We start from the raw sequence: 26,742 nt of genomic DNA on the forward strand, positions 1-26,742 counted from the left end.
TCACAGTGGACTCATTGGTCGTCATCATCTATCTCGCCGCCATGGTGGGATTCGGCGTCTGGGGCCGTTTCAAGGCGAAGAACCAGGACGATTTCCTCGTCGCCGGCCGTCGCCTCGGCGGTTGGCTGTACACGGGAACCATGTCCGCGGTCGTCCTCGGCGGCGCCTCGACGATCGGCGGCGTGGGCCTGGGCTACACGTCCGGGCTGTCGGGAATGTGGCTGGTCTTCAGCATCGGACTGGGCATCATCGTCCTCTCCCTGCTGTTCGCGCCACGGATTCAGAAGCTGGAGATCTACACGGTCTCCCAGATGCTCGAACTGCGGTACGGGAAGGGTTCGCGGCTGGTCTCCGGCGCGATCATGACCGCCTATGGGCTGATGATCTCGACGACGTCGACCGTCGCCTATGCGACGGTCTTCCATGCCCTGTTCGACCTCAACAAGTTCTGGTCGGTGCTCATCGGCGGCGGCATCGTCATCCTCTACTCGATGCTCGGCGGCATGTGGTCGATCACCTTGACCGACTTCGTCCAGTTCTTCATCCAGACCATCGGCATCTTCCTCATCATGCTGCCGATCGTGCTGAGCAGGTCGGGCGGAATCGGTGAGCTGTTCTCCAGTCTGCCCGCCTCGCACACCTCACCGGTGGGCATCGGTTGGCAGGCGATCATCGGCTACATCCTCATCTACACCCTCGGTCTGCTCATCGGACAGGACATCTGGCAGCGCGTGTTCACCGCACGCAGCCCGGGTGTGGCCCGGTGGGGTGGATTCTCCGCCGGCGTCTACTGCCTGCTCTACGCTCTGGCCGGGGCGCTGGTCGGCATGGCGGCAACGAAGATCGTGCCCGGCATCGAGGTTCAGGACGATGTCTTCGTCGCCGTCGTCGATGCCGCGATGTCGCCGCTGATGGGCGGGTTCGTCCTCGCCGCGGCACTGGCGGCGATGATGTCGACGGCATCGGGCTCCCTCATGGCCGCCTCCACCGTGTGCCGTCAGGACATCGTCGAACCGCTGCTGGCCAAGCGGGACGTCGATCCCGATTCGGGGATCGCGAAGACCCTCGTGCGCGAGACCGGGGACGAGATCCGCGATTCGCGCTTCTACCTCATCGGCCTCGGCGTCGTCACCCTCGTGCTCGCGATGATCATGCCCAGCGTCGTCGAAGCGCTGACGGTGGCCTACAACCTGCTGGTGGCGGGCCTGTTCATCCCGATCCTCGGCGGGCTCGTGTTCAAGCGCGGCACGATCGTCGGAGTGATGGCGGGCATGATCCTCGGTGCGCTGACCACGATCGTCATCATGATCACGATGGGCATCTACGCCAACGAGGCGATCTACCTCGGGCTCATCGCCTCGCTCATCGGCTACCTCGTCGGCTCGTTCGCCTCGAAGCCGACTTCGCCGGAGATCATGACGGCGTGGAGGGAGCGCATCAACCGCTGAGGGCGCTCGCGCCCCGGGCGCCCTCGGCGCCCCAAGCGCCCCAGGGGCCCAAGGGGTCCCAGCGCCGAGACACGCACGCAGCGCCGAAAAACACCGGTGTGCATGTGTGTCTCGGCGCTCCGTGCGTTTTTCGACGGCACGGTGCCGGCGGACTTGGACGACCAACCGGTTGTCGCCTATATTCGAGAAGTCAGGCCGGCTTCACCGTCGGATCCGGTTGATGCCGACAGCCGGTGCTCGAAAAAGGAGCACGAAGCCGCGAAGAACCGCGTGTGAGACACATATGGATCGTTCTTCCATATCTCATCCGCGAAAGGTCTTCCATGGCTCATACCTCGGCGCATGTCGCCACCACTCTCACTCAGCACATCGATGAGGTCTTCGGACTCATGGGCAACGGCAATGCCTATTTCCTCGATGCCCTCCTCACCTCCACCTCGGCGCATTACACCGCTGTCCGCCACGAAGCCGGCGCGGTCGTCGCCGCCGATGCACACTTCCGGACCTCCGGTCGGATCGCGGCGGCCACGACGACCTACGGCGCCGGGTTCACGAACACGCTCACGGCCCTGGCCGAGGCGGCGCAGGCGAAGGTGCCGCTCGTCCTCGTCGTCGGTGATGAGCCGACCTCCGGACCCCGCCCATGGGACGTCGACCAGGTCGCCATGGCCTCGGCGGTGGGTGTGCGCACCTACACCGTCGGCCGAGTCGATGCTGCGGCAGCGACCATCACCGCGATCGAGCATGCTCTGACCTACCGGGTTCCCGTCGTCCTCGCGATCCCCTATGACGTGGCGACTCTCGACATCGGCGATATCCCCTCGGTCCCCGGACCCGGCCGGGCTGCCGCCCTGGCACCGACGAGCGAGTTCGCGCAGATCTCCCTCGATCGTCTTGCCGCCGAACTCGCCGAGGCGAAACGCCCGGTCCTCCTCGCCGGTCGAGGCGCCTGGTTGGCTGGGGCTGAAGACGCACTCGGTGCGCTGGCCGCTGCCACGAGGGCGCTGACGACGACCACGGCCTTGGGGCGCAACCTGTTCCCGGATGCCGAGTTCGACCTCGGCGTGGCCGGAGGCTTCGGTGCCCCGGCTGCGATGGAGAGAATCCGCGAGGCCGATGTCGCCGTGGTCTTCGGAGCCTCACTCAACCAGTTCACCATGCGCTTCGGTGAGCTGTTCGCCCCGTCCACCGCCGTGTGGCAGATCGACACGGATGATCGTGCGACGAATTCCCGCGTCAGCGGTTTCATCCGCAGCGATGCGAAGCTGGCCGCAGCTGAACTCGTGTCGCGAGTGAAGGCCCGCGGTGCCGTCGCTGCGGGGTGGAGGACGGATGTCGACACGACCGCCGACCGCGTCTACGACGCCGGCACGGAATTCGCCGAGGATGGTCGGCTCGATCCTCGCGCCGCCGCCGCTCGTTTGGGAGAGCTGCTGCCCGAGGACCGGGTCATCGTCTCCGACGGTGGTCATTTCCTCGGCTGGGCGAACATGTTCTGGGAGCCCAGCGCGCCTGATCGTCTGGCCATGGTCGGGACCGCATTCCAGTCGATCGGCTTAGGCTGGCACAGCGTCGCCGGTGCCGCCCGCGCGAACCCGGAGTCGACGGTCGTGCTGGCCACCGGCGATGGCGGTGGCGCCATGGCCCTGTCGGATCTCGATACGGCGGTTCGCTCAGCGGGAGGCCGCGGACTGGCTGTGGTCTTCAACGATGCCGCCTATGGAGCCGAGGTCAACCTCTATGGGCTCAAGGGGCTCGAGAAGTCCCCGATGCTCATCGACGAGATCGATTTTGCGGCACTGGCGACAGCCGCTGGTGGCCACGGAGTCGAGGTTCGGTCGCTGGCCGATCTCGACGTCATCGACGCTTGGAAGACGACCCCGGTCGAAGAGAGGAAGTTCCTCGTCCTCGACCTGCGGATCTCCGGGGCCGTCATCGCTCCCTATCAGGAAGAGGTCATCCGCGTGAACTCGTGAGCTCGGCCGAGCGGCGATTGTCCATCCGCCCCTGGCTCGGGACATCCGAGCCTGGTGTTCTACGAATCATCTTCGCGTCTGCGCTTGCTGCCGATCAGGGGAAACGTGCCTGCCGCACACCCGATGGCCATGTACATGGCGAGCTGTGCCCAGCTGAAGGTCTCGTTCGAGAGCAAGCCACCCGAGGTACCGCTCTTGTTCGTGAAGAGGTTGATCCCGAGCAACGTCATGACCAGGTAGAGGCCACCAGCGCAAATCGCGCCGATGATCGGTGGAAGGAGATATCGGAGGACGACCTTTCTCATAGTCATGCCAGCTTAGGGCAGGAGCCGGTCACGGCTTGGGTTCCGAATCTCTGTGCACCGGCGGATCTCCGGGACCGTCATCACTCCATATCAGGAAGAGGTCATCCGCGTGAATTCGTGAGCTCGGCCGAGCTGTGATTCCGCATCCCCCGAATGCAGGAACGCAGTGCTGCACCACTCAGCAGGTCTGCGGCACCGCGTTCCGTCACGCGTAACGTGCTGCCGCCTCCAACAGTGCATTTGTATGCTGGTAGATCTCCGGCAGACCGTTGAGTCGGTGGAGGGTGACATTCTTCTCTTCGTCCAACAGTCCTATTCTCAGGTTATCTGGGTTGTCGAAGTGGAACCGGCAAATCGGTTTTCTGTTGTTGTCGTCCATGAGGATTCCGCAATAGGACTTCGTGTCTCTCAGCGTGACTCGAGTCGGATCGTATTCTCGGCTCAAGATGGCCCGAACGATCAGATGTCCCTGGATTTCGTCGACCGTGGTCACAATGTCGCTGTTTCTTGGCGCCAATGGCTCATCAGACGCGGACTCTTCCTCACTCGAAGATGGAGATGTCTCGAAGCGTTGAGAGCCGCCCAGTGCCGTCTGGAGTCGATAGTTGACCTGATCGGAGATGAACTGGGCATACCCCTTCGCAACCAAGGGAGTGAGCTGTTCGCGGATCTTCGCCGTCAACCGTCCGCTGTAGATTCTCGGGAGAAACACACTAGCCATATCGTAGGAAAGCTCGCGCGACTCAGCGGCAAACTCCCGTTTCGCCGCTGACACATATTTGAGTTCCTCAGCAGCCGACAGGACAGATTCCAGATCGAAATTCGATTTGCGCAGCTTTTCGAGTTCAGGGAAGAGGCTCCCGTCAAGGTCGTCCATCCGAAGCTCCAGGAACGGCTGCGAATCCATCTTGTTCGGAGCGTCCAAATCCGTGTAGAACCGGTACTCGTTGCCATTAGTGAGCACCGCGATGCGTGCAGTAGTTACGGTGAAGTACCGGAACAGCTGTGCGGCGTTCTCAAGACTGAGCGGTTCACCGACCTTCTTGCACTCGATGAGAATGGCAATTTCATCATCGTTGACGATGGCGAAATCAACCTTCTCGCCCTTCTTCATACCAACATCCGCGATGAACTCTGGGATGACCTCTGTGCCATCGAAGACATCAAACCCCAAGACGCTCTGGATGAACGGCATGATCAATGTCGTTTTCGTAGCTTCCTCAGTACTGAGATCATTTCTCGTCCGCTCCAGCTTGGTCGCCAGGATCTTCAGTTGATCAGCAATATCCGCCAAGACTCATTTCCTCCGCACTTACCCGCTTGTCGGCACAAAAAGGTGCGGATGAGATCTCTTCATCATATTGATACCGATCTCTCACCGGCGCCCGCATTGAGTCGAGCAATAATTTTCATTTCGCATACCACCCTGTCAGCACGCAGCCTGAGCAGGGTAGACAATCATCTCGACGTTGCTGATGACGGCGTCAACAGTCGCCATACTAATCGCCTTCAGTCCACTTGCCTCAAAACCTCACTACAGTTCTTATAAACGATATGATTTTGAGATAAATGTCCTCGAAGTCGCGGTATCCGCTCCCTGGGCTTTCTCGGGTTGCGCGCTCCCGTTCGCGGGCACGTTGCACGTGCCCGCGGACGAAAATCCGACTTGGCCGCGATATTGTCCCGAGCGCGGCAATGGGCTGTCAGGCGCGCTGGCTGCTCGAACGTCCGGCAGACCCCCATGTGACGGTCCGCCACAGCTTCTCCAGCGGGCCTTGGCCGAAGCGACGCAGCCACAGGCTTGAGATCACGACCTGCAGAGCGAGGATTCCCAGGCAGACGACCAGGCCTGCAACATAGCCTCCCTGGGAGTCGAAGCGGCTGAGGTCGGGCAGGAACGTGCGGACGGCGATGATGAGGATTGTGGCTCCGACATAGTTGCTCAGTGCCATCCGACCCAGCGGGGAGAGCACTCGGTGCAGCACCACCTCGGCGGGGGTCCGCAGGAGCAGCAGGACGACGACGATATAGGTCAGTGCCATGGCGATCCCCAGGCCGGCGTTGATCCACTGGTTGGCCTGACGGGTCACGTAGTCCGTGACCGCGAACCCGATGATCGAGATGACCACTGCACCGGCTCCCACGAGAGCCAGGCGGCCGGGGTGGCGGAGGACCGAGTGGAGGAATCCGCTCCAGCCGATCGCGAAGCCGAGGAGGAAGAGCCCGGGGATCAGTGCGGGGCCTCCCCCGGTGAGGATGCCGACGGCCAAGAGAATGCCGCCGAGGACCGAAGTGATCGGTGCGAGCACTCGGACGGGAATCCACGTCGAGGGCAGGAGGACGACGATTCCGGCGAGGGCGTAGGGCAGTAGAGCCTCCCCCGGCTGCAGGAACTGATGGAGGAGTCCGATGACTGCGAGGAAGAGGAAACGGCGGAGCAGCGCCAGCCGAGGCCGCGGACTGCGCTCGGAGGCGGTCAGCCACATCAGCCCGAACCCGATTCCGAAGAGGAAGGAGAAGATCGGGAAGAAGCGGTTCTGCACGAAGTCCTCGTAGAACCGGTAGAAGCCCAGCGGGTCACCGTGGGCGTCGATGGCGCCCAATTGGAGCATGGGCGGCAGGTTGACCAGGAGGATGCCGCAGAGGGCGAAGCCGCGGATGACGTCGAGGGCGACGATTCGGCGGCGGGTTGCCGGGCGGGCTGATTGTGTCAGTTGTGTGTTCATGACATCCATCGTCGGTGTTCGGCGGTGTCTGTGGCATCGGCCGTGGGGCCGAAAGTCAGCCTCAGGGGTCAGCCATTCGGCCGATTCATCACTCCCGATTCCCACATCCGTGCGGCGATCTCGACCCGGTTGCGCGCCTCGAGGCGGTTCTGGATGCTGCCGAGGTGGGTCTTGACGGTGCCGAGCGAGATATAGAGTTCTTGACAGATCTCCTGATTGGTCCGCCCGTCGGCGACGAGCTTCGCCACTTCGATCTCGCGCCCGCTCAGTCTCTCGACGGCATGGGTCTGTCGGGTCGGAGTCGAGCGGCGCCGTTTGAGCAGGTCGAGGGTGAGCGAAGGAGAGATGAGCGCGTCGCCGTTCGCCGCGGCCCTGACGCCGGCGATGAGGAGGTCGGCGCCGGCGTCCTTGAGTAGGAATCCGCTGGCGCCTCCGTCCAGTGCGGCATCGACGTAGTCATCATCGTCGAACGTGGTGACCATGATGACCTTCGAGTACGGAGTGATCTTCGGCAGGGCCGCGAGCCCATCGAGTCGCGGCATGCGGATGTCGAGGAGGACGACATCGGGCGTCTCGCGTCGGGCGAGGTCGATCGCCTCGGCACCGTCGGCGGCCTGCCCGATCACGCTGATCGTCTCCTCGGCGTCGAGGATGAGGGAGAACCCCATCCGCACCATCTCCTGGTCATCGACCACGGCGACTGTGATCATCCATCGTCTCCCTTCGTCGTCAGCGGCAACCGGGTGCGGACCATCCATCCGCCCTCGTGGACTCCGGCATCGATCGACCCGCCGAGGTGGCTCACCCGTGTGCGCAGACTGCTCAGTCCCGTGCCGCTGCCGGCACCGATTCCGCCGGAGCCCGGACCGTTGGCCACGGTCATCTGCAGTATCTTCGGCGCCTCGTCGCTCATCGTGAGGCTCACGGTCACCGGGGCGTCGGGGCCGGCATGTCGGCGCACATTGGTCAGGGATTCGACGAGCACACGGTCGAGCACCGGCCATACAGCTTCGTCGTCGATCTCACCGGTATCGATCGAGATCTGTGCTCGTTGCCCGTAGGCCTCGACGCGGTCGCGCAGCGCCTGCGGCCCCTCGGCGATCGGAGTCCGCGATGCCGCCTCGGTGCGCGTCTCGGAGACGAGCCGTCGGATCTCCTCGAGGGCACGGGTGCCGGAGGCCTCGATCTTCTGCAGTGCTGTGGAGGTCAGCTGCGCATTGTCGCTGCGCCCGGCGGCCTGGGCGAGAACGACGATCCCGGTCACCTCGTGGGCGATGACATCGTGGAGTTCGGTGGCGATGCGACGGCGTTCCGCCTCGGCGGCGGTGGCCTTTCGTTCAACCAACGACCGGTCGGTGAAGCGCAGCATCAGACCGATCGAGATCGCGACGATGATGACGGTGGTGAAGGCGAGGCCAAAGAGCAGACCATCGGGCAGCAGACTGGGGACGATGATGTTCGCGACGGCGAGGATCGCGATGAGGGCGATCGAGCCCGACCCTGATCCGAGACGACCGAGCATCGTCAAGGTGACGAGGCTCAGCCACAGTACCGTCAGGCTCATCGATGCGGCGATGGCCACGAGGCCGAGGGCGACGAACAGCCCGAGGACGGCCGCCCCTAGTATGCGCGCAGATGTCCTGCCCAGTTGGATGCGGATGAGGATGGGCAGGACCGCCGCCACTGGGAGCACGGCACCTGCGATCAGCGGCCACCCCGTGCTGGTGAGCAGATCGATCCCGAATGCCAGGGGCACCGGGATCAGCCACAGCCATGCGATGAGTCGTCTCATTGGCTCCCAGTTTAGTCCGATCGGCACAGACTCAGCGGCAGCTGCTCGAGGCGTACTCGAGTTCGACGACGACTCCGTCATCGGTGGCGGAGACGTTCCTGACCGATGCTGACTGCGACAGACTGACTTCTCCGGCCTCGCGGCCATCGGCGAACATCCGAACAGCGGCGCCATCGCTCTCGGCAGAGAACGTCACCGTCGTACCGCCGATTGTGGCCGAGTCCGAGAACGAACCGTCGGAGTTCTTGATCGGAGTGGCCTCGGAGGGGTAGTCGAAGGTGATGAAGCGGGTGAGGCGGTCGGCCTCCCCGTCGACGAGGCGGTGGACGAGGAGCTGGTCTTTGTTCGTGCCGGTCGCCGGAGTCGTGTCGACATAGGTGAGGTCGGCCCGATCCTGTGCGGCATAGATGAGGTAGGGCCGACCGTGGACCTCGATCGATGTGGGCTCGACACCGCAGTCATCGAGGTAGGCGGTGACCTGGGATTCGAGTTCGGCCTTGGCACGGAACTCCGCGACGACTGCGACGCCGATGACCCCGGCGATGAGGGAGCAGGTGACGACGAGAGCGATGATGGCTTTCTTCATAAGGTGTCCTTTTCGGATGTCAATGGCTTTGCACCATCGATACTTCCGGAACGGGGACTCGGCAGCCTCGGCCGAACGGCCGGTCATGCTCGGCCGAACGGTCAGAATCGCAGTCGACGGGATCCCCGTGGCGGTCCCTGACGCCGTCATCACCGAGACGTTTCGAGCCACCGCCTTGTTTGACGTCACCTGTCCTTGTATCAGTCCCCGTTTTTCGCCACCGGGCGACCCCAGTATGAGGCCACCTGGTTCACAAGGATGTGCTCGTCCACGGTGATCTCACCGAGAGGGCATCTGCGGGGGGCGCACGCCACAGTCGAGCGGCTGGGGTAGCCAGTTCAGTGTCATCTAGTCATCTCCAACGCATCAGAGCACGGACGAGAACGAACAGCACCGCGGATACTCCGATCAGATAGAGGCAACCCAGTCCAACGTCACTCCAGGCACCCACATCTACCAACGGCATAGTCACGGCCTCCCGCAGATGGTAGATGGGAGTGAAGGGAGCCAGAGTCTGCAGCCAGTCGGGCAACCCTTCCATCGGCATCATCGCCCCGCCTGCAAACCCGAGAGGGATGACGAGGAGGACCGCCAACATCGAAACTCCTGCCATTGACGGCACGAGTATGCCGATGAGGACCCCGAGGAAGAAGAACATCAGATAGCCCAGGACGATGGGGACCAGAGCAGCCGGGGCAGTGGCCAGCGGAGTCATGCCCAACCACGGTGTCGAGCCGATGACAATGAGTAACAGAGCCTGGGCCACTGCGAACATGACTCCCACAATGCCTTGAGCCAGCAGAATCGTCCCTGTAGAAATGGGGAAGGCCCGCAACAGACGCAGCATCCCATTCTCCCGCCACAGCGCTAGGTGCGAGGCCCCGGCGAAAATTCCCACGAAAGCAGTGCCGAAGGCGACAACGTTCGAGCTTACTTCGTTGACCGAATCCCCTCCGGATGCCGATGGCATATCCCCGAAAGAGAGTACCAATGCGATCAGCAGTGCAACGGGTACGAGGAACGTGAAGATGAGCGTGGGTGCGTCACGGAGATCGCAGACCAGCATCATCCTTGACATTGCACGGAAGCGGTTCATGCGACATAGTCCTTTCCGGTCAGCTGAAGGTAGACATCTTCCAGACGGCCGTTGTGCACCTGGGCTGAGCTCGTGTTGATACCGGCCTCGGCCAATGAGGCGAAAGCAGTGGCGGTATCCGGGGTGCGGACCTCTACCCCGTCTCCGGTGACCCGAGCTGCGTCAATGCCCGGGAGCCCCTTGACAGCATCGGTTTGGTGTAGCGCGGCAGGCAGCAAAATTGTTGCTCCCAGATTTGCTTCGGCGATGAGTCGGGAAGGGCTGGCGGTGCGCAGTATTCTCCCGTCATCGACGATCGAAACCGTGTCGCAGAGTCTTTCAGCCTCGTCGAGATAATGGGTGGTGTAGAGGGTAGTCATGTCGAGGACATCGGACGATTGGAGAAGGTGGACGAGGTTCTGCCGAGCGGCCGGGTCCAAACCTGCAGTGGGTTCATCGAGAAAGACGATGTCTGGCTGATGGACGATTGCGGAGGCGACGGCAAGCCGTTGGCTCTCTCCGCCCGAGAGGTCCTCCACCTTGGTCTTCGCTGCCGAACCGAGGCCAAGGGCGTCGATGAGGGCTTCGACTGACGTGCGGGGAGCACCGTAGATGTCGGCCACAGCCTGCAAATGCTCCTGCAACCGGGACTTCGGGAAGAATGCGGTCTTCTGCGGCTGGACTCCGATCCGGGCCAGCAACTCTGGGCGGCGCGGGTGTGGGCTCTGCCCGAGGAGGGAGACACTCCCGGAGGTAGGCTGACGGAAGCCGAGAACAGTGTCGAACAGTGTGGTCTTGCCGGCACCGTTGGGACCGATGATGCCGTGGAAGCTCCCCTCCTCAACGCTCAGGTTGAGCTCTTTCAGGATCTTCTTATGCTTGATCGTCACGTCGAGGTTCGCGACGCGAATCGCCAGCGATTCTGACATATTCTTCGATAGTCCTTTCTTTCAAGCGGACCTGTGTGCGGGGCGGCTGTCCGCCCCGCACACAGGATGACCAGCGCACTGATCGCTACACGCGGTAGCCCAAGACGATGTCGAGGTGCAGCATGAGAAGCATGAGGACGAGCTCGATGACGAGCACGTCGACCCGAAGGCCATCTCCGAACAGTCCGTCACATGTCCAGGATACCGAGAGCCCTGCAACAAACGTACCAACCGCAGTGCTCCACGGCTGTCCATCGGTCAGCTGCAATGCCCAGCAGCATAGAGACCCGATTGACGCATCCATCAGAAACTGCCTGGCAACCGTGATCCGCTCACACAAGGGAAAGGCCCCGGATTCTCAAGGAACCCAGGGCCTGTAGCGTGGAGATGGCGGGAATCGAACCCGCGTCCGTCGGCAGATTGTCAGGACTTCTCCGGGCGCAGTTCGTGAAATAGTTTCTTAGGTTCTGGCCCTGGCACGAACACATGGACCAACGAACGGAGTTGAGTAAGAGTCCCTCAGATACCCTCAACGAATATCTGAAGCAGTGGCTTCCTAAGCGACGCCAGGATCTAGAGCGGAAGCAACTCTAGGCTGACGGATTCGCAGCTCGGCCTTATCAGGCAGCGAGGGCGAAATCGGTGCGGTTGTTAGACTTAGCACCTATTGTTTTGCAGAGGACATTAACGAGATGACTCTGCATTCTCGGCCCGCTTCTCCCGACGCAGTGTCCAACGTCGAAACCGATCATCCCCATATTCTGTTACCAAACCTGACCAGCTCATTCTCCCGCCGGGGCGGTCGCTGGCGTTGGTCAGGAACACCAGCTTACTCGTACAACACACACCGGGCCAATTGCATTCCCGAGCTTCACCGACCAACGGCAGGGCCGCCTCGGTGATGGGATCGGTGGAGATGGCGGGCATCGAACCCGCCGGCTCAATCCCGCTCAGTCTTTACAGGAACTGCTTGGCCTTCATCGCACGCTCGGCTTCGCGCTTGTCCTGGGCCTCGCGCAGAGCCTGACGCTTGTCCCACTCGCGCTTGCCCTTGGCCAGAGCGATTTCGACCTTGACCCGTGAACCGTCGAAGTAGAGCTCAAGCGGAACCAGAGTCCGACCGGATTCCTTGACCTTCTGCGAGAGCTTGAGGATCTCCTCACGGTGGAGCAGCAGCTTCCGGCGGCGCCTCGCCGAATGGTTCGTCCACGTCCCGTTGGTGTACTCGGGAATGTAGACACCTTCGAGCCAGGCTTCATTCTGGAAGATGAGCGCGAACCCGTCGGTCAGCGATGCCCGGCCTTCGCGCAGCGACTTCACCTCGGTGCCGGTGAGCACGAGACCGGCCTCCCACGTGTGTTCGATGTGATAGTCGTGGCGTGCCTTGCGGTTCCTCGCAATGACTTTCTTGCCTGTCTCCTTCGGCATGACCGGCCTCCTCTCTGCTTCTGCGCCTCTGTGTGCGCATTCGCACACAGCCGTCCATTCTATCTCATCGGCAGTCGCGTCTCACACACCGAACGGCGACCGTGAAAGCCCCCTGCCCCTCCGCAATTACTACCCGACGGGCGCCCAGCAACGTGGCGCCACGTTGCTGCGCCGCCGTCGGGTAGCAGTTGGGTCAGAAGATGTAGGGTTTGGGATCGACGTAGCCGCCGTTCTTCATGATCTCGAAGTGCAGGTGGCAACCGGTCGAGGCGCCGGTCGTCCCCGAGTACGAGATGACCTGCCCCTTCTTGACCTTCTGCCCGTCGTGGACCTTGAGCTTCGTGTTGTGGTTATACGTCGACGCGATCGAATTGCCCTTGATCTTGCCGTGGGAGATGACGACTCGGTTGCCGTAGCCGCCAGTCCAGCCTGAGGTGACGACGATGCCGTCGCCGGCCGCACGGATCGGGGTCCCGCACGGCACGCCGAAGTCCATGCCGGTGTGCAGCTTCTTCGCCCCCGTGATCGGGTGGATGCGGTAGCCGAACGGAGAGGTCGTCGGGTATCCCTTGGCCGGGTTGGCCAAGACGCCGTCACCGAAGACGAATTTGCCCTTCTTCTCCTGCTCCTTCTCCCAGTCGCGGACCTTCTTCGCCAAGCGGTCCTGCTCGGCCTTCTCATCGGCCAGCTGCTTCTCGGTCTTGTCCTTGTTGTCGGAGATCGTCTTCTCCGCGTCGTCCTTCGCCGAGATCAGGTCGTTGAGGCTGTCGGCCTTCTTCTTCGCATCGATCTGCGCGGCCTCTTTGGCCAGCACCGCCTCGGCGGCTTCGTCCTTGAGGTCGGAGATCTTCTCGGTCACGCCCGACAGGCGCTCCTCGTTGTTCTTGTTCAGCGCCCGCTGTTCGGAGAGCTTGTCGATCGTGCGCTGCTGGGACCGCACCGCCGAATCCACGCGACCGATTCCGCCGTCGGCGCTCGTACCCTCCGCCATCTGCAGCAGCATCGCCAGATCCGAGGTGATGCCCGAGTTCTGGTAGGCCTGACGCCCGATCCGCGCGGCCGAGGTCTTGTGCTTGTCGATCTCCTCGGTGCCCGATCTGATCGAGTCCTTGAGGTCCTTCTGCGCGTTCTCGGCCGAGGTCAGGCGCGCCGCCATGTCCTCGTCCTTCTCGATCGCCTCGGCCAGCGCATCGTCGGCGGCCTTCGATTCCGCCTCGGCGTCGGGCAGCTTCTCCTCCGCGGCATCGCGTTCGGCGATGACCCGGGCGAGATCCTTGTCGAGACCCTCGAACTCCTGCTGGAGCTCCTTGACCCGCTCGTCGACCTGGCTCTTGTCGTCGCGCGGATCGGCCACCGCCGAGGTGACCGGTAGGACCAGCGCAAGCGCGGCCGCGGTGAGGGCGAGTCCGAGTCTGCGTCTCATCTCAGACCTTCGTGTACTTGTTCAGGGTGATCAGCGAAGATGCACCGGCCATGAGCACGCCGATGATGATGAGCACGGGAGCGATGAGGAGGACGTCCCACCCGGAGATGAGACTGAACCCGGTCGCCTGCCCCTGCAGCCAACCGCTGACACCGAAGTGGACGAGGAGGCCCAGGGCGCCGGCGGACAGGCTCGCGCCGATCGCCGAGGCGATGACGCCCTCGAGCAGGAACGGCAGCTGGATGAATGTGTTCGACGCACCGACGAGCCGCATGATTCCCGTCTCCCGCCGCCGCGAGAACGCGGAGAGTCGGATGGTCGTGGCGATGAGGAGCATCGCGCAGATGAGCATGATTCCCGCGATGGCCACGGCGACGATGGTCGCGACATTGAGCACCCCGAACAGCCGGTCGAGCAGCTGATTCTGGTCGACGACCTCCTCAACTCCCGGGGTCGAGGAGAACGTCTCCTTGATGATGTCGTACTTCTCGGCGTCCTTGAGTTTGACCCGGAAGGACTCGCTCATCTCGTCCTCGGGCACGGTTCCTTCGAGGCTCGTGCCCTTGAACTGCTCTTGGAAGTGGTCGTAGGCCTCGGACTTGCCCTCGAAGTAGACCTTGTCGACATAGGGGGCGAGTTCGGAGCTTTCGAGTTCGGCCCGGATCTGATCCTTCTGATCGCCGGTGACTTCACCGTCGACGCAGTTCGTCGCCTCCGAATCCGGCGGGCACAGAAACACGGAGACCTGCACGCGGTCGTACCAGAAATCCTTCATCTGCCCGACCTGCATCTGCAGCAGGATCGCGGCACCGACGAAGAGCAGGGACACGAAAGTCACGAGGACGACCGAGAGCACCATGGAGAAGTTCCTCCGCAGGCCCGACCACACCTCGGAGAGGATGAAACCGGCCCTCATGAGGCGACTCCGTAGGTGCCCTCTTCGACGTCACGGACGATCGTGCCTTCGCGCAGTTCGATCACGCGTCTGCGCATCCGGTTGACGATCTCGCCGTCATGGGTGGCCATGAGCACGGTCGTGCCGTTGCGGTTGATCTTCTCGAGCACGTTCATGATGTCGGCACTCGTCGTCGGGTCGAGGTTGCCGGTGGGCTCGTCGGCGAGCAGGATTCCCGGTTTGTTGACCACGGCGCGGGCGATCGCCACACGCTGCTGCTCACCGCCGGAGAGTTCGCTGGGATACCGCTTCTCCTTGCCGGCCAGGCCCACGGTCTCGAGCACATCGGGCACGAGCGTCGACATGGCCGCACGGGACTTCCCGATCACTTGGAGGGCGAAGGCGACGTTGGCGAAGACGGTCTTGTTCGGCAGCAGACGGAAGTCCTGGAACACGGTTCCGATCCCCCGCCGCAGGTAGGGCACCTTCCAGCTGGGCATCTTCACGACGGATTTTCCAGCGATGTGGATGCGTCCGGTCGTGGGCACCTCTTCTCGCAGGATCAGCCGGATGACCGTCGATTTTCCCGAACCGGATGCGCCGACGAGGAACACGAACTCCCCACGGTCAGCTTCGAACGAGATCTCGTCGAGTGCCTTGCGGGAGCGTGAGTCGTAAGACTTCGAAACGGAGTCGAATCTGATCAAGTTCGTCTTCAATCATGTCGCGGGTGGCTCGGCCGGTTCCACTGTACGTAACAGTTCCGTGATGTTCGGGGAGGCGGCCGGGCGTGTGTTGCGATCCGAATGAAGTTCACAGTCACCGCAATGAGACGGCCGACCTCGCCGAGGAGGCTGACCGCCAGAAGGTCAGGCGTCGGCCTCTTCGGCCATCTCCTGTTCCTTGCGCCAGCGGATGCCGGCTTCGATGAGCCCGTCGAGGTCGCCGTCGAAGACCGCCGAGGGGTTGTTGACCTCATACCCGGTGCGCAGATCCTTGACCATCTGGTACGGGTGCGTGACGTAGGAGCGCATCTGGTCGCCCCAGCTGGCCTTGATGTCGCCGGCGAGCTCCTTCTTCTGCGCGGCCTCTTCCTGGCGCTTGCGCTCGAGAAGACGCGACTGGAGGACGCGCATCGCGGCTTCACGGTTCTGGATCTGGGACTTCTCGTTCTGCATGCTCACGACCACACCGGTGGGAACGTGGGTGATGCGCACGGCGGAGTCCGTCGTGTTCACCGACTGACCGCCCGGGCCCGAGGACCGGTAGACGTCGATGCGCAGGTCGTTCTCGTCGATGTCGATATGGTCGGTCGACTCGATGAGCGGGACCACTTCGACAGCGGCGAACGAGGTCTGGCGTCGGCCCTGGTTGTCGAAGGGGCTGATGCGCACGAGACGGTGGGTGCCGGCTTCGACGGACAGGGTGCCGTAGGCGTAGGGGGCGTTGATCTGGATCGTCGCCGACTTGATGCCTGCGCCCTCAGCATAGGAGGTGTCGAGTTCCTGGACGTTGTAGCCGCGGTTCTCCGCCCACCTCACGTACATCCGCGTGAGCGTCTGCGCCCAATCGGTGGCATCGTCGCCGCCGGCGCCCGAGCGCACGGTCACCACAGCGGAACGTTCGTCGTATTCGTGGTTGAGCAGCGTCGAGATCTCGAGTTCGGCCAGCTGATCGTGGAGCTTCTTGATGTCACGGTCGGCCTCTGCAAGGGAGTCCGCGTCGCCTTCGTCCTGGGACATCTCGACGAGCAGTTCGGCGTCGTCGATGCGCTCACCGAACTTCTCGAGCTTCTCCAGGGTGCCCTGCCTGTGGGAGAGCTTGGCCGAGGTCTTCTGCGCCGAGTCCGGGTCGTCCCAGAAAGTCGGCGAAGACGCCTCCTCCGTGAGCTCAGAGACCTCGTCACGCAGATTCTCCAGGTCGGACACGTCGAGAATCGCTTTGTACGTCTGGCGGAGGTTGGCGATTTCAGAAGGGTAATCAGTGGTGGCCATAATGACTCGATTCTAAAGCATGCCCGCGCCCCGCCCTCAATCGAGGGATGCGCGCCGAGGCGGGGCCACCTCGGCGCGCATCCGTCGAATCCCCCGGCTCACCGGGGATGAGCCCGCCCGCGCGGGGACGGGCCCGACCCGGGCAGAACACCTGCCTGACCCGAGCCGGATACCAGCCCGCCTCAGGCGGGAACGAGTTCGGGAACCGTGGCCCAGGTGTCGGGGCCGAAGACCTCGAAGTGGATGTTGTCCTCGGGCACGTCAAGGTCGTCGAGTCCGCGGCGCACGGCGCGCATGAACGGGGGCGGGCCGCACAGGTAGACCTGCGCGTCGGCGGGCACGCTCACCTCGGTGAGGTCGATGAACCCTTCGTGGACGGTCTCGGTCGCCGTCCGGGCACCCAGCTGTTCGTACCAGTGATGCATTCGGGCCCCGGGCAGCTGACCGACCAGCTGCGCCATCTCCTGCCGGTGGGCGTGAGTGGCCATGGACTGGTCGGCGTGGAGGACCGTGACCTCACGCTGGGACTCCTTGGACACGAGGTCGTTGAGGGCACCGAGGATCGGGGTGCAGCCGATGCCGGCGGAGACGAGCAGCAGCGGGGCCTCGGCCTGTTCGACGACGAGGTCGCCGTACGGCAGGGAGCAGCGCAGCCCGTCGCCTTCGAAGACGTTGCCGTGGATGAAGTTCGAGACCTCGCCTGCGGGGATGCCGGCCTCGGTGCGGCCGGGTTCGGCCTTGATCGTCACAGTCCAGGACACCCGCGAGGTCGCCCGGGTGAGGCTGTACTGCCGGATCTGGCGGGCGCCGTCGGGCAGCTGCACCTGGACGGAGATGTACTGTCCGGGACGGGCCTGCGGCAGGACCTCCCCATCGGGGCGGGCGAGGACGAGGCTGACGGTCTGCGGGGACTCCTGGCGACGGCGGACGACGACGAGTTCTGACCAGACTTCGCCCGGGTCCACCTCGTGCCGGGCGTAGAGATCGCGCTCGGCGGCGATGAGAGTGTTCGCCATGTCCCAGTAGACCTCGGTCCAGGCGTCGACGACCTCGGGGGTGGCCGCCTCGCCGAGGACCTCACCGATGGCGGCGAAGAGGTGCTCGTAGACGATCGGGTACTGGTCTTCGGTGATGCCCAGGGAGGCGTGTTTGTTCGCGATCCGGCTCATCATCGCATCGATGTTCGGGGCATCCTCGGACACGAGCAGACTGGCATAGGCCGCGATCGCCCCTGCCAGGGCCTTCTGCTGCTCACCCTGGGCCTGGTTGCCTCGGTTGAACAGGTCGCGCAGCAGGTCGGGACGGGCGGTGAACATCCGGTCGTAGAAGATCGGGGTGATGTCACCGATCGCGGATCCGATGACGGGCAGGGTGTCCCTGACGATGGCGAGAGCGGGTTGGGAGATCACTTCAGCTCCTTTTGCGGCGCCCGTGCGCCGCGCAGCGGGAACGGCCTTTCCAGGTCGCTGTTCTTCTTGCAGTTTCGACCGTACTACCGCGCGTAGAATGTTTTCTACACGTTGTAGAATGTGAGATTTTTCGTACCGCCCTCGCGGTCACAGCGGGGCGATCGCCTCAATCCGTGACGTCGACGATCCCGTGGGCACCGCGTTCGGCGTCGACCATCACGTGGGACACGAAGGGATAGTGCCCCGCCTCGGCGAATTCGAGTTCGACGAACCCGCCCTGCGAGGCGGCCAGGTCGAGCGTCTGACTCGCCCCCTGCTCCTCGTTGTCGGGTTTGAGTCGGTAGGCGCCTTCCTTGAACACGGTGTCGAACTGTCCGCCGATGATGTGGAAGGCGCTCGGCCGATTGGGGCCGGCGTCGACGACCCAGATGCGTACCCGTTCGCCGACCTTCGCCTTGAGCTGATCGTGATCGTACTGATTGGCGAAGCCGTTGAAGACCACGGCATCGGGTTCCTCGCGGGCGGCCTTGTCGGAGTCGACGATTCCGCCCTGGGGTCCGAGATAGAGCTCGGATTGGACCATGAAGTATTCGCGGTCGACCTCGGGCAGGTTCGGCGGATCGATGATCACGGCGCCGAACATGCCGTTGGCGATGTGGTCGGTCATCGGCATCGTCGCGCAGTGGTACATCCACGCGCCCGAGTGCGTGGCCGTGAACGTGTAGGTCAGGGATTCGCCGGGCGCGATCGTGCGCATCGGCTGATCGGGGGCGAGCTCACCGGCGTGGAAGTCGATCGAGTGGCCCATGGAACCGTCGTTGACCAGGGTGATCTCGAACCGGTCGCCGACCTTCCCGCGCAGGGTGGGGCCGGGCATGGTGCCGTTGAACATCCACAGCTTCTGTGTGACGCCGGCGGCGACCTCGCGTTCGACCTCGCTGACGGTGAAGGTCTTCTTGATCGTCTTCGACTTCTCCGACTCATCGGGCTGCGGCAGCCGCGCATCGCGGGCAGAGAAGTCTGCGCCGGGTTCGGCCATGAAGTCGAGGTCTCCGGCCGCGGATTCCTCACTGCCGGAGGTTCCGTTGCCGCTGCCGTGCTCCATGCCGCCGTGATCCATGCCGGCCATGCCGTCCGTGTCGGAATCCCCGGAGTCGCCGGAGTCGTCATGGCCCGCTGCCGTATTCTCACCGGCACCGCCGATCGCGTTGACGGCGAAGACCATTCCCATCTGCCGGTGCCCGGCGATCGAGCACCAGCCCTCGAGATCTTCGCCGACGATGCCGACGTCGACGGTGGCGGATTCGCCGGGGCTCAGTCGTCCGCTGTCGACGCCGTTGTCGAGCACGAGATCGTGGACGTCCTGGTCATCGGTGTTCTTCAGCTCGATGACGAGCCGGTTGCCGGCGGGCACGTCGACGCTGTCGGGACTGAAGCGCATGTCCTTCGCCTCAACGCGCACCGTTGTGGTCTCCCCCGTCGGTGTCACTCCCGCCGAGGCGGCTCGCGCGGTGACCGCGGTCGTGGCGTTCGGGTCGAGGGCCACTCCCCCGGCCACGGCGACGAGCACGAGCGCCATGCCCGCAGCCGCCGATGCCAGTGCACGCCGGTCGTCGAGTTTGGATGCGGCGGCTCGCTGCTCCTTCGTCGGACGTTTCGTCCGGTGGATGTCCGGGTTCGCTTTGGCCTTGCGGGAGGCGCGGAGGCCGCGGAAGAGGAAGGGCAGGAACAGTGCCAGCCCCAGCGCCACGAGCCCTGAGCACAGGACGCGCACCCAGCTGGGCACGGGCAGCAGACAGATCGCCAGACCGAGATTGATGATCGTGATGCGGAAGGCCGCGAGGCGGTTGAATTCCCGGTTCGCGGCGCGCACGGCCGTCGGCCCTCCGCCGAGGACGACGGGCAGGAGATAGGACAGGGCACCGAAGAGGATCTGTGCGGCGAAGCCTGCCGCCAGTGCGGGGGTCAGCCAGGTGAACCCGTGGGTGGCCGAAGTCCAATCCGCGGAGGTGAAGAACACCCAGGCCGTGGCGAGGAGGCAGATGACCAGCCAGACTATTGCGGCTGCGGCCGAATAGGTCGGGTACTCCCGTGGCGGTTTGGCCGCTGCGGAGAGCACGAAGGGCCGGGCGATGAGTCCGATGCCGGCCAGGTAGGCGAGCAGCCCGATGCCGGCCGCCCAGGGGGCCGAGAACAGGGTCGCGGCCAGAGCGATGACCAGGCCGGTGAGCAGGAGCGGGAGAGCGCGACGGGCGGCCACCTCGGCGCCGGGGACGATCTTCGTCCGCAGCATCGTCGGCCACAGGGTCATGAGGGTGCCGATGACGGTCAGGCCGATCCAGCCGAGCAGGTTGAGCAGCGCATGGGCGGCCAGCAGCCGCGAGTGCCAGGGGTCGGCGAGGTCATCGGCGAGGATAACGCCGAAGGTCACGCCGACCGGCAGGATCGCGGCCGCGGCGACGTAGTAGTGGAGAGTTCCGGCGAAGCGGGAGGCCAGCGCGTGGCGGGCCCCGTTCCACAGCGAGGCCCCGTGCCAGACGACAGCGGCGACGACAGCCGCGGCACCGAGGATGACGAGTGCCCAGATGCCGGCCATCATGCCGATGATGACGACGAGGGTGCCGATGTTGAGCAGACCGAGGCGCAGGCTCTGGCTGCGGCGGGTGGCCGCTGTCGAGGGGGTGTGCAGCAGCGCCTGGGCGAAGTGCTGGGACCAGACGAGGATCGAGTGGCTGACCGCGCCGAGGACGAGGAGATGGATCATCAGCCAGCGGGCCACCGGCAGGCCCGGATGGGCGGCGATGATGACGAGGAGGAAGACGAGCCAGATGACGACGGGGATGTCGCGGATGAGCCAGCGTCCGCGCCCGATGCCGAGGTCGTCGTCACGCTCGCGCGGTGAGGACAGCTGCGGGCTCATCGGGTGGGCTCCGATCTGCGAGCGACCGAACCGGTACGCTTCTTCGTCGCCGCGATCGCCGAGGAGGCCGCGACGATGGCGAATCCGAGGACTGCGAGCACGTTGAGCACTCCGCCCAGCTGTGTGGCCCAGCCGAGGTCGAGTCCGTCACCGATGCCGATGCGCAGGATGAGGCTGATGTGCAGCAGCCCGGCCGGGATCCAGAAGCCCGGGTGGTAGGGCAGACGGATGCGCAGCACCGCGGGCAGGATCACCGAGGCATGGGCCATGATCATCGACAGCGCGAAGCCGAGGAAGACCGCGTGCACGACGGCGTCGAATCCACGTCCCGAGGTGATCGGGCCGCCGAGTGTCCAGATCAGTCCGGCCACGGCCAACCATACGTACCCGGCGAGCAGGCAGGCACCGATGAAGCCGGTCTGCCCCGGTGCGCGCACGGTCTTGCGGGCGACGTCATTGCCCACCAGCCAGGCGACGAGGCTGAGCAGGCTGATGCCCAGCACCGGTCCTCCGACGGCCGGCCACAGCAGAGAGGCGAGAAGGGCGAGGACGAAGACGGAGACGAGGAGTCGGAAGATGCGGGTGGCCGGTGCGCTGATGCTCACCCGAGCGAGCTCGAGTCGTTCGGCGCTGATCGTGAGCACGACGAAGCCGGTCAGCCAGCCGATGAGGCCGGAGACAGGGGCTCCCCCGATCCACATCAGACCGGCCCCGGCCAGCAGCGCTGCCCCGATGGCCTGGACGAGGATGGCATCGTCGAGGTTGCGTCTGAACAGAGGGATGTAGAGGACGGTGAGGGCAAGGCTGCCGGCCAGCAGGGCCAGCTGCCCGACGATGAGCGGAGCCGGTGTGAGCACGGCGATGGCGCCGAGCCCGAGCAGGCCGGGAGCGAGGAAACCCGTCGGGCGGGCCAAAGCCACGGCTCGCTCCAGAGCGATGACCGTGCCGAGGAAGCCGAAGACCATGAGGATGCCGTGGAGTTCGGGCAGATCGTCACCGGCGACCGGGGCCCAGACGCCGAGCAGCATGAGTGCCGCATCGAGACCGGCCAGCAGGGCCAGTCCGGCGGGGAGGAGGAAGGCGAGGCGGCGGATCACTTCAGCGGCTTTCGGGTCGCGGCGGGACCGGCAGACTCACCGGATGCCAGCGCGGTCTGTGGATCGGCGGCGGGCGCGGTTGGAGAATCGGCGACCGTGTCGTCGTGCAGGTGCAGGCGGCAGGCCCCGGGTTCGGAGAAGGGCTCGAGTTCGCTGTCGGCACCGGGCCCGCCGAAGGACTCGAGACTGCCCCGGACGAGGCCGAGGTGGACGCCGCAGACGATGTCCGGGTATTCGTGAGCGGCTTCGAGCAGGGGACAGCGGGTGAGACGGAAGCTGCGTCGGCCGGCGTCCGTCGCTTCCGCTGGAACGGGTTCAGGCGCGAAGCCGAGACTGTCGAGCAGGGCGAGAGTCTCGTCGGTCGCTGTCGATTCGGCGGGGGCGGCCTCCTCGGCGTCGACCCGCATTTCGGCGACGCCTCGAGCGAGGTCGCGGCCCCAGTCGATTCCGGCCGCGATCCCGTCTGCTCGCGGGTTCGGGCTCGTGCGATCGATCTGCGCGGCCAGCACCGAGGCGAGACCGAGGTATTCCGATGCTCCCTTCCGCGGTGACCCGATCGCTCGATACAGCCAGGCCGGTCGGCCGCGGCCCGAGGAGGCGGCCTTGGACTTCGTGGCCGCACCGGCCTCGACGAGTTGGTCGAGGTGTTCGCGCACGGTGTTCTGATGCAGTCCGGTCATTGCGGCCAGCGCCGAGATCGTCACGGCCCCGGCCTGTGCCGCGAGGTGCTCGTGGACGAAGGCAACGGCCGGCGTCAGGCCCGTCTGCGGGACCGCCGGCTCCGGTCCGAGAGCCGCGGAGTCGCTGTCTGAGCGGTCACGTCTGTTTTTCACGATTCCCATTGTAATAAATGGTACTCGTCCGTGGATACGCCGCCCGGGCCCGCCTCGGCGAGTGATCGCGGAACTTCCCGCGTGGGCCCAAAAGCGCCGCCGGCGGGAGATCCTATTCATCCCGCCGGCGGCGCGGCTCAGGTGGAGTCAGCACGTCAGCTCAGACGGCGTCGCGCTTGCGGCAGGAGTGAAGTCCACCATCGGTCGCGAGCTGCCGGTGGTTGGATCATACCCGAAATGACACGCCTGAAACTACAGAGTCAGCATTTGAATGCCCTCGATCGCGTTATCCACAGATTGCAGAAATCACTGGATTCTTCTTTCGACTACAGCTAGGTTAAAAAGCAAATCTCGCTGTCATTCGAATGATCAGGGCAAGGGTTCAGAGTGGAAGCCACCGATGTCATCACCAGCGAGGTCCACAAGCGGATCAGAGATCTCGACGTGGACCCGCGCGCCGATATACAGCGTTCTCGCGAGCTCATACGCACCGTCATCGCCGAGTACGACGAACGCAGCCTCGTCGCCGATCTGCCGCTGCTCGAAGACAGAGAAGCGACCTTTCGCCAGATCGACAATCAGCTCTCGGGGTTCGGCGCCCTGCAGGACTATTTCGATGATCCGCACGTCGAGGAGATCTGGGTGAATTCCCCGAGTGAGGTCTTCATCGCCGTCGACGGCGTCCACCAACTGACGACGACGAAGCTGAGCTCCGGCGAACTCGATGACCTCATCGAACGGATGCTGCGCACCTCGGGTCGACGCGTCGACCTGTCCCAGCCCTTCGTCGATTCCATCCTGCCCGACGGGTCCCGACTGCACGTGGTCCTTCCCGATATCACCCGCACCCACCCGGCAGTGAATATCCGCAAGTTCATCGCTCGGCCACGCAATCTCAGGAACCTCGTCGCCACCGGCTCGATCACCCCCGGTGCCGCCGAGTTCCTCGACGGGGCCGTCGCCTGCGGAGCCAACATCCTCGTCTCCGGTGCCACACAGGCCGGCAAGACGACGATGCTCAACGCTCTGGCCGGGTCGATTCCTGCCAGGGAACGCACGATCTCCTGCGAAGAGGTCTTCGAACTCAACCTGCCCAGCCGCGACTGGGTGCCCATGCAATGCCGGCAGCCGTCCCTGGAAGGCACCGGCGAAGTGACCCTGCGGGCCCTGGTCAAAGAGGCGCTGCGGATGCGGCCGACCCGCATCATCGTCGGTGAGGTCCGGGAAGCCGAAAGCCTCGACCTCCTCGTGGCACTCAACTCGGGCCTGCCCGGAATGGGCACGATTCATGCGAACTCGGCACGCGCGGCGATCACGAAGATCTGCACCCTGCCGCTGCTGGCCGGGGCGAACATCTCCTCGGCGTTCGTCGTTCCCACCGTTGCCGTCAGCCTCGACGTCGTCGTCCACCTGCGACGCGATCCCAACGGGGTCCGCCGCGTCGACGAGATCTGCGCGGTCCCCGGTGGAGTCGAAGGCGATGTCGTCGAACTCGATACGATCTTCCATTCGCCGCGCGGAACGCTCGTCCGCGGTCAGGGCTTCGGCCACCTCGGCGAGAGATTTGCCGGCATCGGTCGGGACCTGCACGCCGTTCTGGAGGCGGCGTGAGCTATTCGCAGTTCGCTCTGCTCATCGGCGCGGGACTCGGCGCCGGGCTGTTCCTCATCTGGATGTCTCTGTGGCAGCGTCCGCAGGGAGCACGGACGCAGCGGCGATGGGTGCGCGAACTCGACGACATGCTCACCGGTGCGGGATTTCCGCGCCTGCGGCCCGGGCATCTGCTGCTCATCTGCGTTGCCGTGTTCGGTGTCGTCGCGGTCCTCGCGACCGTGTTCACCGGGTCGTGGGCGATCGCCCTGTGTTTCGGCCTCTTCGCCTCCTGGCTGCCCCACCGGCTTCTGCAGCATCGGGCCCGCAGCAAGCAGGTGATGCGTCGGGAGCTGTGGCCGGAGACGCTCGATCATCTCAATTCCGGTGTCCGGGCGGGGCTGTCTCTGCCCGAGGCGCTCAGTTCCTTGGCCCATCGCGGTCCGGAACCGCTGCGGCCGCTGTTCGAAGTCTTCGCTGAGGAATACCGAGCCAGCGGGTCCTTCGCACTCGCGTTGGAGAGGTTCCGCCAAGTCAGCGCCGACCCGGTGGCCGACCGCATCGTCGTCGCCCTCAGCGTCACCCGACAGGTCGGCGGCAGCGATCTGGGCACGATGCTGCGGGCCCTGGCTCAGTTCGTCCGCGATGACGCCCGCACACGCAACGAGCTGTCCGCGAGGCAGCAGTGGACCGTCAATGGAGCACGGCTGGCCGTCGCCGCACCCTGGGTGGTGCTCGCGTTCCTCTCGACCCGGCCCGAGACGGCCACCGCCTACAATTCCCGGACCGGACTGCTGCTCTTGGCCTCCGGCTTCGTCATCTCTCTGCTCGCGTATCAGGCGATGAAGCGCATCGGTCGGCTCCCTGCCGAACCTCGCGTCATCGAAGGGTCCTCCCTCAGCGCGGCACACCGCAGGTACGCCGCTGCTGAGGGCTCTGCCGGCGAGGCCGATCCGCAGGCGAGCACCGGCTTCCGTGGTTTCGGTTCGTCCGGGACGGATGATGCGCGGGACGGTCGGGCGGCATGAACATCCTCGATGATCCCCTGTCCGTCCTCGCCCTCGGGCTCTTCAACGGCTTCGCCCTGTGTGTCTTCGTCCTCTCCCTTCCGCCGCTGCGCCGACCGACCCTGTCCTCACGGATCGCGCCCTATCTGCGCGATCAGGAGTCGTTGATCGATGTCTATGCTCCGCCGACGCCGCGTGCCGAGGGCTTCCTGGGACTGGCGAAGTCGGTGCTGCTGACGTCGACGCTGTGGGTGACCTCGCGCATCACCACGGATGCGACTCTGCGGCTGCGCATCGACCGCCTCGGCGGGAATGCCACGATCGAGAAGTTCCGCATCAATCAGGTGCTGAGCATCCTCGTGGGGATGATCGCCGCCGGCGGTCTGGCCGGGCTGCTGTCGGCTCAGCGCGGGTTCTCCCCCATCGTCACGCTCGTCCTTGTCATCAGCGGCGGCATCGCAGGTCATGTCTTCAATGATTGGCGCCTGAGCCAGGCCATCAACCGTCACGAGTCCCGGGTGCTGGCCGAGTTCCCCACCGTCGCGGAACTCCTCGCCTTGTCCATCACCGCGGGTGAGGGCATCATCGAGGCGCTGGAACGGGTGTGTCGGACCTGTTCGGGTGATCTCATCGACGAACTGCGCGCGGCCCTGGCCGCCACCCGCACCGGAACTCCTCTGGTCGAGGCACTCGACGGGATGGCCACGCGGATCGCGATCCCCGAGATCGTCCAGTTCGTCGACGGACTCGCAGTATCGATGACCCGCGGCACGCCTTTGGCCGAAGTCCTCCGCTCCCAGGCCGCTGACGTGCGCGAACAGTCACGCCGACGCCTGCTCGAGCTCTCGGGCCGCAAAGAGATCGGCATGCTCGTTCCAGTGGTCGTCTTCGTCCTTCCCGTCACCGTCATCTTCGCTGTCTTCCCGTCCCTGACCGTGCTCGACCTCAGCCCGTGACCGTCTGGTCCGCCCCCGATTGCTTCCCGATGGAATCCGTGACCGTCCGATCCATCCGCACAGAAGAAGGAGAATCTCAATGAAGTTGTCAAGTGCTTCACCCCGGTATCGGGGAGATTCCTTGACCGAACATTGTGCGGTCTCGCAGCATCGCCCAGAGCACGTTGATGCGTCGGCGTGCCAGGGCGAGGATCGCTTGTTTGTGGTTCTTGCCTTCAGCCCGTTTTCGGTCGTAGAACGCCTTCGATACCGGGCACCATCGCGATGCCACTTGCGCGGCGAGGTAGCAGGCCCGCAGCAGTCTGCGGTCGTAGCGTTTCGGTCGGTGGTGGTTACCGCTGATGCGCCCCGAG

General features: G+C 64.5%; 23 protein-coding genes, 1 other RNA gene and 1 pseudogene. 5 read left to right on the forward strand and 20 right to left on the reverse strand.

The annotated features are described in order from the left end of the window. Nucleotides 1-5 precede the first annotated feature (5 nt). Both ACPUD7_RS15800 and ACPUD7_RS15805 read left to right on the forward strand, forming a co-directional pair. Nucleotides 6-1,448: a sodium:solute symporter gene (locus tag ACPUD7_RS15800; RefSeq protein WP_425120436.1), complete on the forward strand. Its 1,443-nt coding sequence runs from the start codon at nt 6-8 to the stop codon at nt 1,446-1,448. A 323-nt stretch (nt 1,449-1,771) separates the two neighbouring features. Further along, nucleotides 1,772-3,424, forward strand: coding sequence for a thiamine pyrophosphate-binding protein (locus ACPUD7_RS15805; protein WP_425120437.1), 1,653 nt, complete (start codon nt 1,772-1,774; stop codon nt 3,422-3,424). Nucleotides 3,425-3,483: 59 nt separating this feature from the next. On the opposite strand, the gene ACPUD7_RS15810 is transcribed toward ACPUD7_RS15805, so the two are convergent. The 19 genes from ACPUD7_RS15810 to ACPUD7_RS15900 all read right to left on the reverse strand — a co-directional run bounded on the left by ACPUD7_RS15810 (nt 3,484) and on the right by ACPUD7_RS15900 (nt 22,836). Beyond that, nucleotides 3,484-3,735, reverse strand: coding sequence for a hypothetical protein (locus ACPUD7_RS15810; protein WP_425120438.1), 252 nt, complete (start codon nt 3,733-3,735; stop codon nt 3,484-3,486). Between the two features lie 199 nt (nt 3,736-3,934). After that, entirely contained in the window at nt 3,935-5,023 is a 1,089-nt protein-coding gene (locus ACPUD7_RS15815; RefSeq protein WP_425120439.1) for a type I restriction endonuclease, read from the reverse strand. A 409-nt stretch (nt 5,024-5,432) separates the two neighbouring features. Further along, nucleotides 5,433-6,455 (reverse strand): DUF418 domain-containing protein, encoded by a 1,023-nt coding sequence (locus ACPUD7_RS15820; protein WP_425120440.1) that lies wholly within the window; start codon nt 6,453-6,455, stop codon nt 5,433-5,435. A 68-nt stretch (nt 6,456-6,523) separates the two neighbouring features. After that, nucleotides 6,524-7,165, reverse strand: coding sequence for a response regulator transcription factor (locus ACPUD7_RS15825; protein WP_135541467.1), 642 nt, complete (start codon nt 7,163-7,165; stop codon nt 6,524-6,526). Further along, entirely contained in the window at nt 7,162-8,247 is a 1,086-nt protein-coding gene (locus tag ACPUD7_RS15830; protein ID WP_425120441.1) for a sensor histidine kinase, read from the reverse strand. Before ACPUD7_RS15830 ends, ACPUD7_RS15825 begins: the two co-directional genes overlap by 4 nt. Before the next feature lie 31 nt (nt 8,248-8,278). Next, on the reverse strand, nt 8,279-8,833 hold the full coding sequence (locus tag ACPUD7_RS15835) for a hypothetical protein (protein ID WP_425120442.1): 555 nt from the start codon (nt 8,831-8,833) through the stop codon (nt 8,279-8,281). A gap of 352 nt (nt 8,834-9,185) precedes the next feature. Next, entirely contained in the window at nt 9,186-9,929 is a 744-nt protein-coding gene (locus ACPUD7_RS15840; RefSeq protein ID WP_425120443.1) for an ABC transporter permease, read from the reverse strand. Further along, entirely contained in the window at nt 9,926-10,837 is a 912-nt protein-coding gene (locus tag ACPUD7_RS15845) for an ABC transporter ATP-binding protein (protein WP_425120444.1), read from the reverse strand. Before ACPUD7_RS15845 ends, ACPUD7_RS15840 begins: the two co-directional genes overlap by 4 nt. An 85-nt stretch (nt 10,838-10,922) precedes the next feature. After that, on the reverse strand, nt 10,923-11,105 hold the full coding sequence (locus ACPUD7_RS15850; RefSeq protein WP_425120445.1) for a hypothetical protein: 183 nt from the start codon (nt 11,103-11,105) through the stop codon (nt 10,923-10,925). A 111-nt stretch (nt 11,106-11,216) separates the two neighbouring features. Then, nucleotides 11,217-11,593, reverse strand: a transfer-messenger RNA (tmRNA) gene (gene ssrA / locus ACPUD7_RS15855). 201 nt (nt 11,594-11,794) lie between these two features. Next, nucleotides 11,795-12,265 carry an SsrA-binding protein SmpB gene (smpB, locus tag ACPUD7_RS15860; RefSeq protein ID WP_135541470.1) on the reverse strand — a complete coding sequence of 157 codons (471 nt, stop codon included), beginning with the start codon at nt 12,263-12,265 and terminating at the stop codon, nt 11,795-11,797. A 193-nt stretch (nt 12,266-12,458) separates the two neighbouring features. Next, the gene (locus ACPUD7_RS15865) at nt 12,459-13,688 is read right to left on the reverse strand and encodes a peptidoglycan DD-metalloendopeptidase family protein (protein WP_425120446.1); all 1,230 of its coding nucleotides are present in this window, start codon (nt 13,686-13,688) and stop codon (nt 12,459-12,461) included. A gap of 1 nt (nt 13,689) precedes the next feature. Continuing rightward, nucleotides 13,690-14,604 carry a permease-like cell division protein FtsX gene (ftsX, locus tag ACPUD7_RS15870; protein ID WP_135541474.1) on the reverse strand — a complete coding sequence of 305 codons (915 nt, stop codon included), beginning with the start codon at nt 14,602-14,604 and terminating at the stop codon, nt 13,690-13,692. Beyond that, the gene (gene ftsE, locus ACPUD7_RS15875) at nt 14,601-15,290 is read right to left on the reverse strand and encodes a cell division ATP-binding protein FtsE (RefSeq protein ID WP_135541476.1); all 690 of its coding nucleotides are present in this window, start codon (nt 15,288-15,290) and stop codon (nt 14,601-14,603) included. The genes ftsX and ftsE overlap by 4 nt, the downstream gene beginning before the upstream one ends. Nucleotides 15,291-15,452: 162 nt before the next feature. Continuing rightward, nucleotides 15,453-16,577, reverse strand: a complete 1,125-nt coding sequence (gene prfB, locus ACPUD7_RS15880) for a peptide chain release factor 2 (RefSeq protein ID WP_135541478.1) — start codon at nt 16,575-16,577, stop codon at nt 15,453-15,455. 182 nt (nt 16,578-16,759) lie between these two features. Further along, complete coding sequence (locus ACPUD7_RS15885) at nt 16,760-17,986, reverse strand: globin domain-containing protein (RefSeq protein ID WP_425120447.1); 1,227 nt, start codon at nt 17,984-17,986, stop codon at nt 16,760-16,762. Nucleotides 17,987-18,152: 166 nt separating this feature from the next. Next, nucleotides 18,153-20,906, reverse strand: coding sequence for a multicopper oxidase domain-containing protein (locus tag ACPUD7_RS15890; RefSeq protein WP_425120448.1), 2,754 nt, complete (start codon nt 20,904-20,906; stop codon nt 18,153-18,155). After that, entirely contained in the window at nt 20,903-22,003 is a 1,101-nt protein-coding gene (locus ACPUD7_RS15895; RefSeq protein WP_425120449.1) for a hypothetical protein, read from the reverse strand. The genes ACPUD7_RS15890 and ACPUD7_RS15895 overlap by 4 nt, the downstream gene beginning before the upstream one ends. Next, the gene (locus tag ACPUD7_RS15900; protein WP_425120450.1) at nt 22,000-22,836 is read right to left on the reverse strand and encodes a helix-turn-helix transcriptional regulator; all 837 of its coding nucleotides are present in this window, start codon (nt 22,834-22,836) and stop codon (nt 22,000-22,002) included. The genes ACPUD7_RS15895 and ACPUD7_RS15900 overlap by 4 nt, the downstream gene beginning before the upstream one ends. A gap of 387 nt (nt 22,837-23,223) precedes the next feature. On the opposite strand from ACPUD7_RS15900, the gene ACPUD7_RS15905 reads away from it, so the two are divergent. From ACPUD7_RS15905 to ACPUD7_RS15915, 3 genes are read left to right on the forward strand one after another with little or no spacing between them, the layout of a single operon-like run. Continuing rightward, entirely contained in the window at nt 23,224-24,447 is a 1,224-nt protein-coding gene (locus tag ACPUD7_RS15905) for a CpaF family protein (protein WP_135541487.1), read from the forward strand. Next, nucleotides 24,444-25,454, forward strand: coding sequence for a type II secretion system F family protein (locus ACPUD7_RS15910; RefSeq protein WP_425120451.1), 1,011 nt, complete (start codon nt 24,444-24,446; stop codon nt 25,452-25,454). Before ACPUD7_RS15905 ends, ACPUD7_RS15910 begins: the two co-directional genes overlap by 4 nt. Continuing rightward, nucleotides 25,451-26,389, forward strand: a complete 939-nt coding sequence (locus ACPUD7_RS15915) for a type II secretion system F family protein (RefSeq protein ID WP_135541491.1) — start codon at nt 25,451-25,453, stop codon at nt 26,387-26,389. The genes ACPUD7_RS15910 and ACPUD7_RS15915 overlap by 4 nt, the downstream gene beginning before the upstream one ends. A 97-nt stretch (nt 26,390-26,486) precedes the next feature. On the opposite strand, the pseudogene ACPUD7_RS15920 reads toward ACPUD7_RS15915, so the two are convergent. Next, a pseudogene (locus ACPUD7_RS15920) lies at nt 26,487-26,742 on the reverse strand (IS110 family transposase); the annotation flags it as partial.

It is taken from the genome of Brevibacterium sp. FAM 24630 (genome assembly GCF_049804075.1).
Classification (GTDB): domain Bacteria; phylum Actinomycetota; class Actinomycetes; order Actinomycetales; family Brevibacteriaceae; genus Brevibacterium.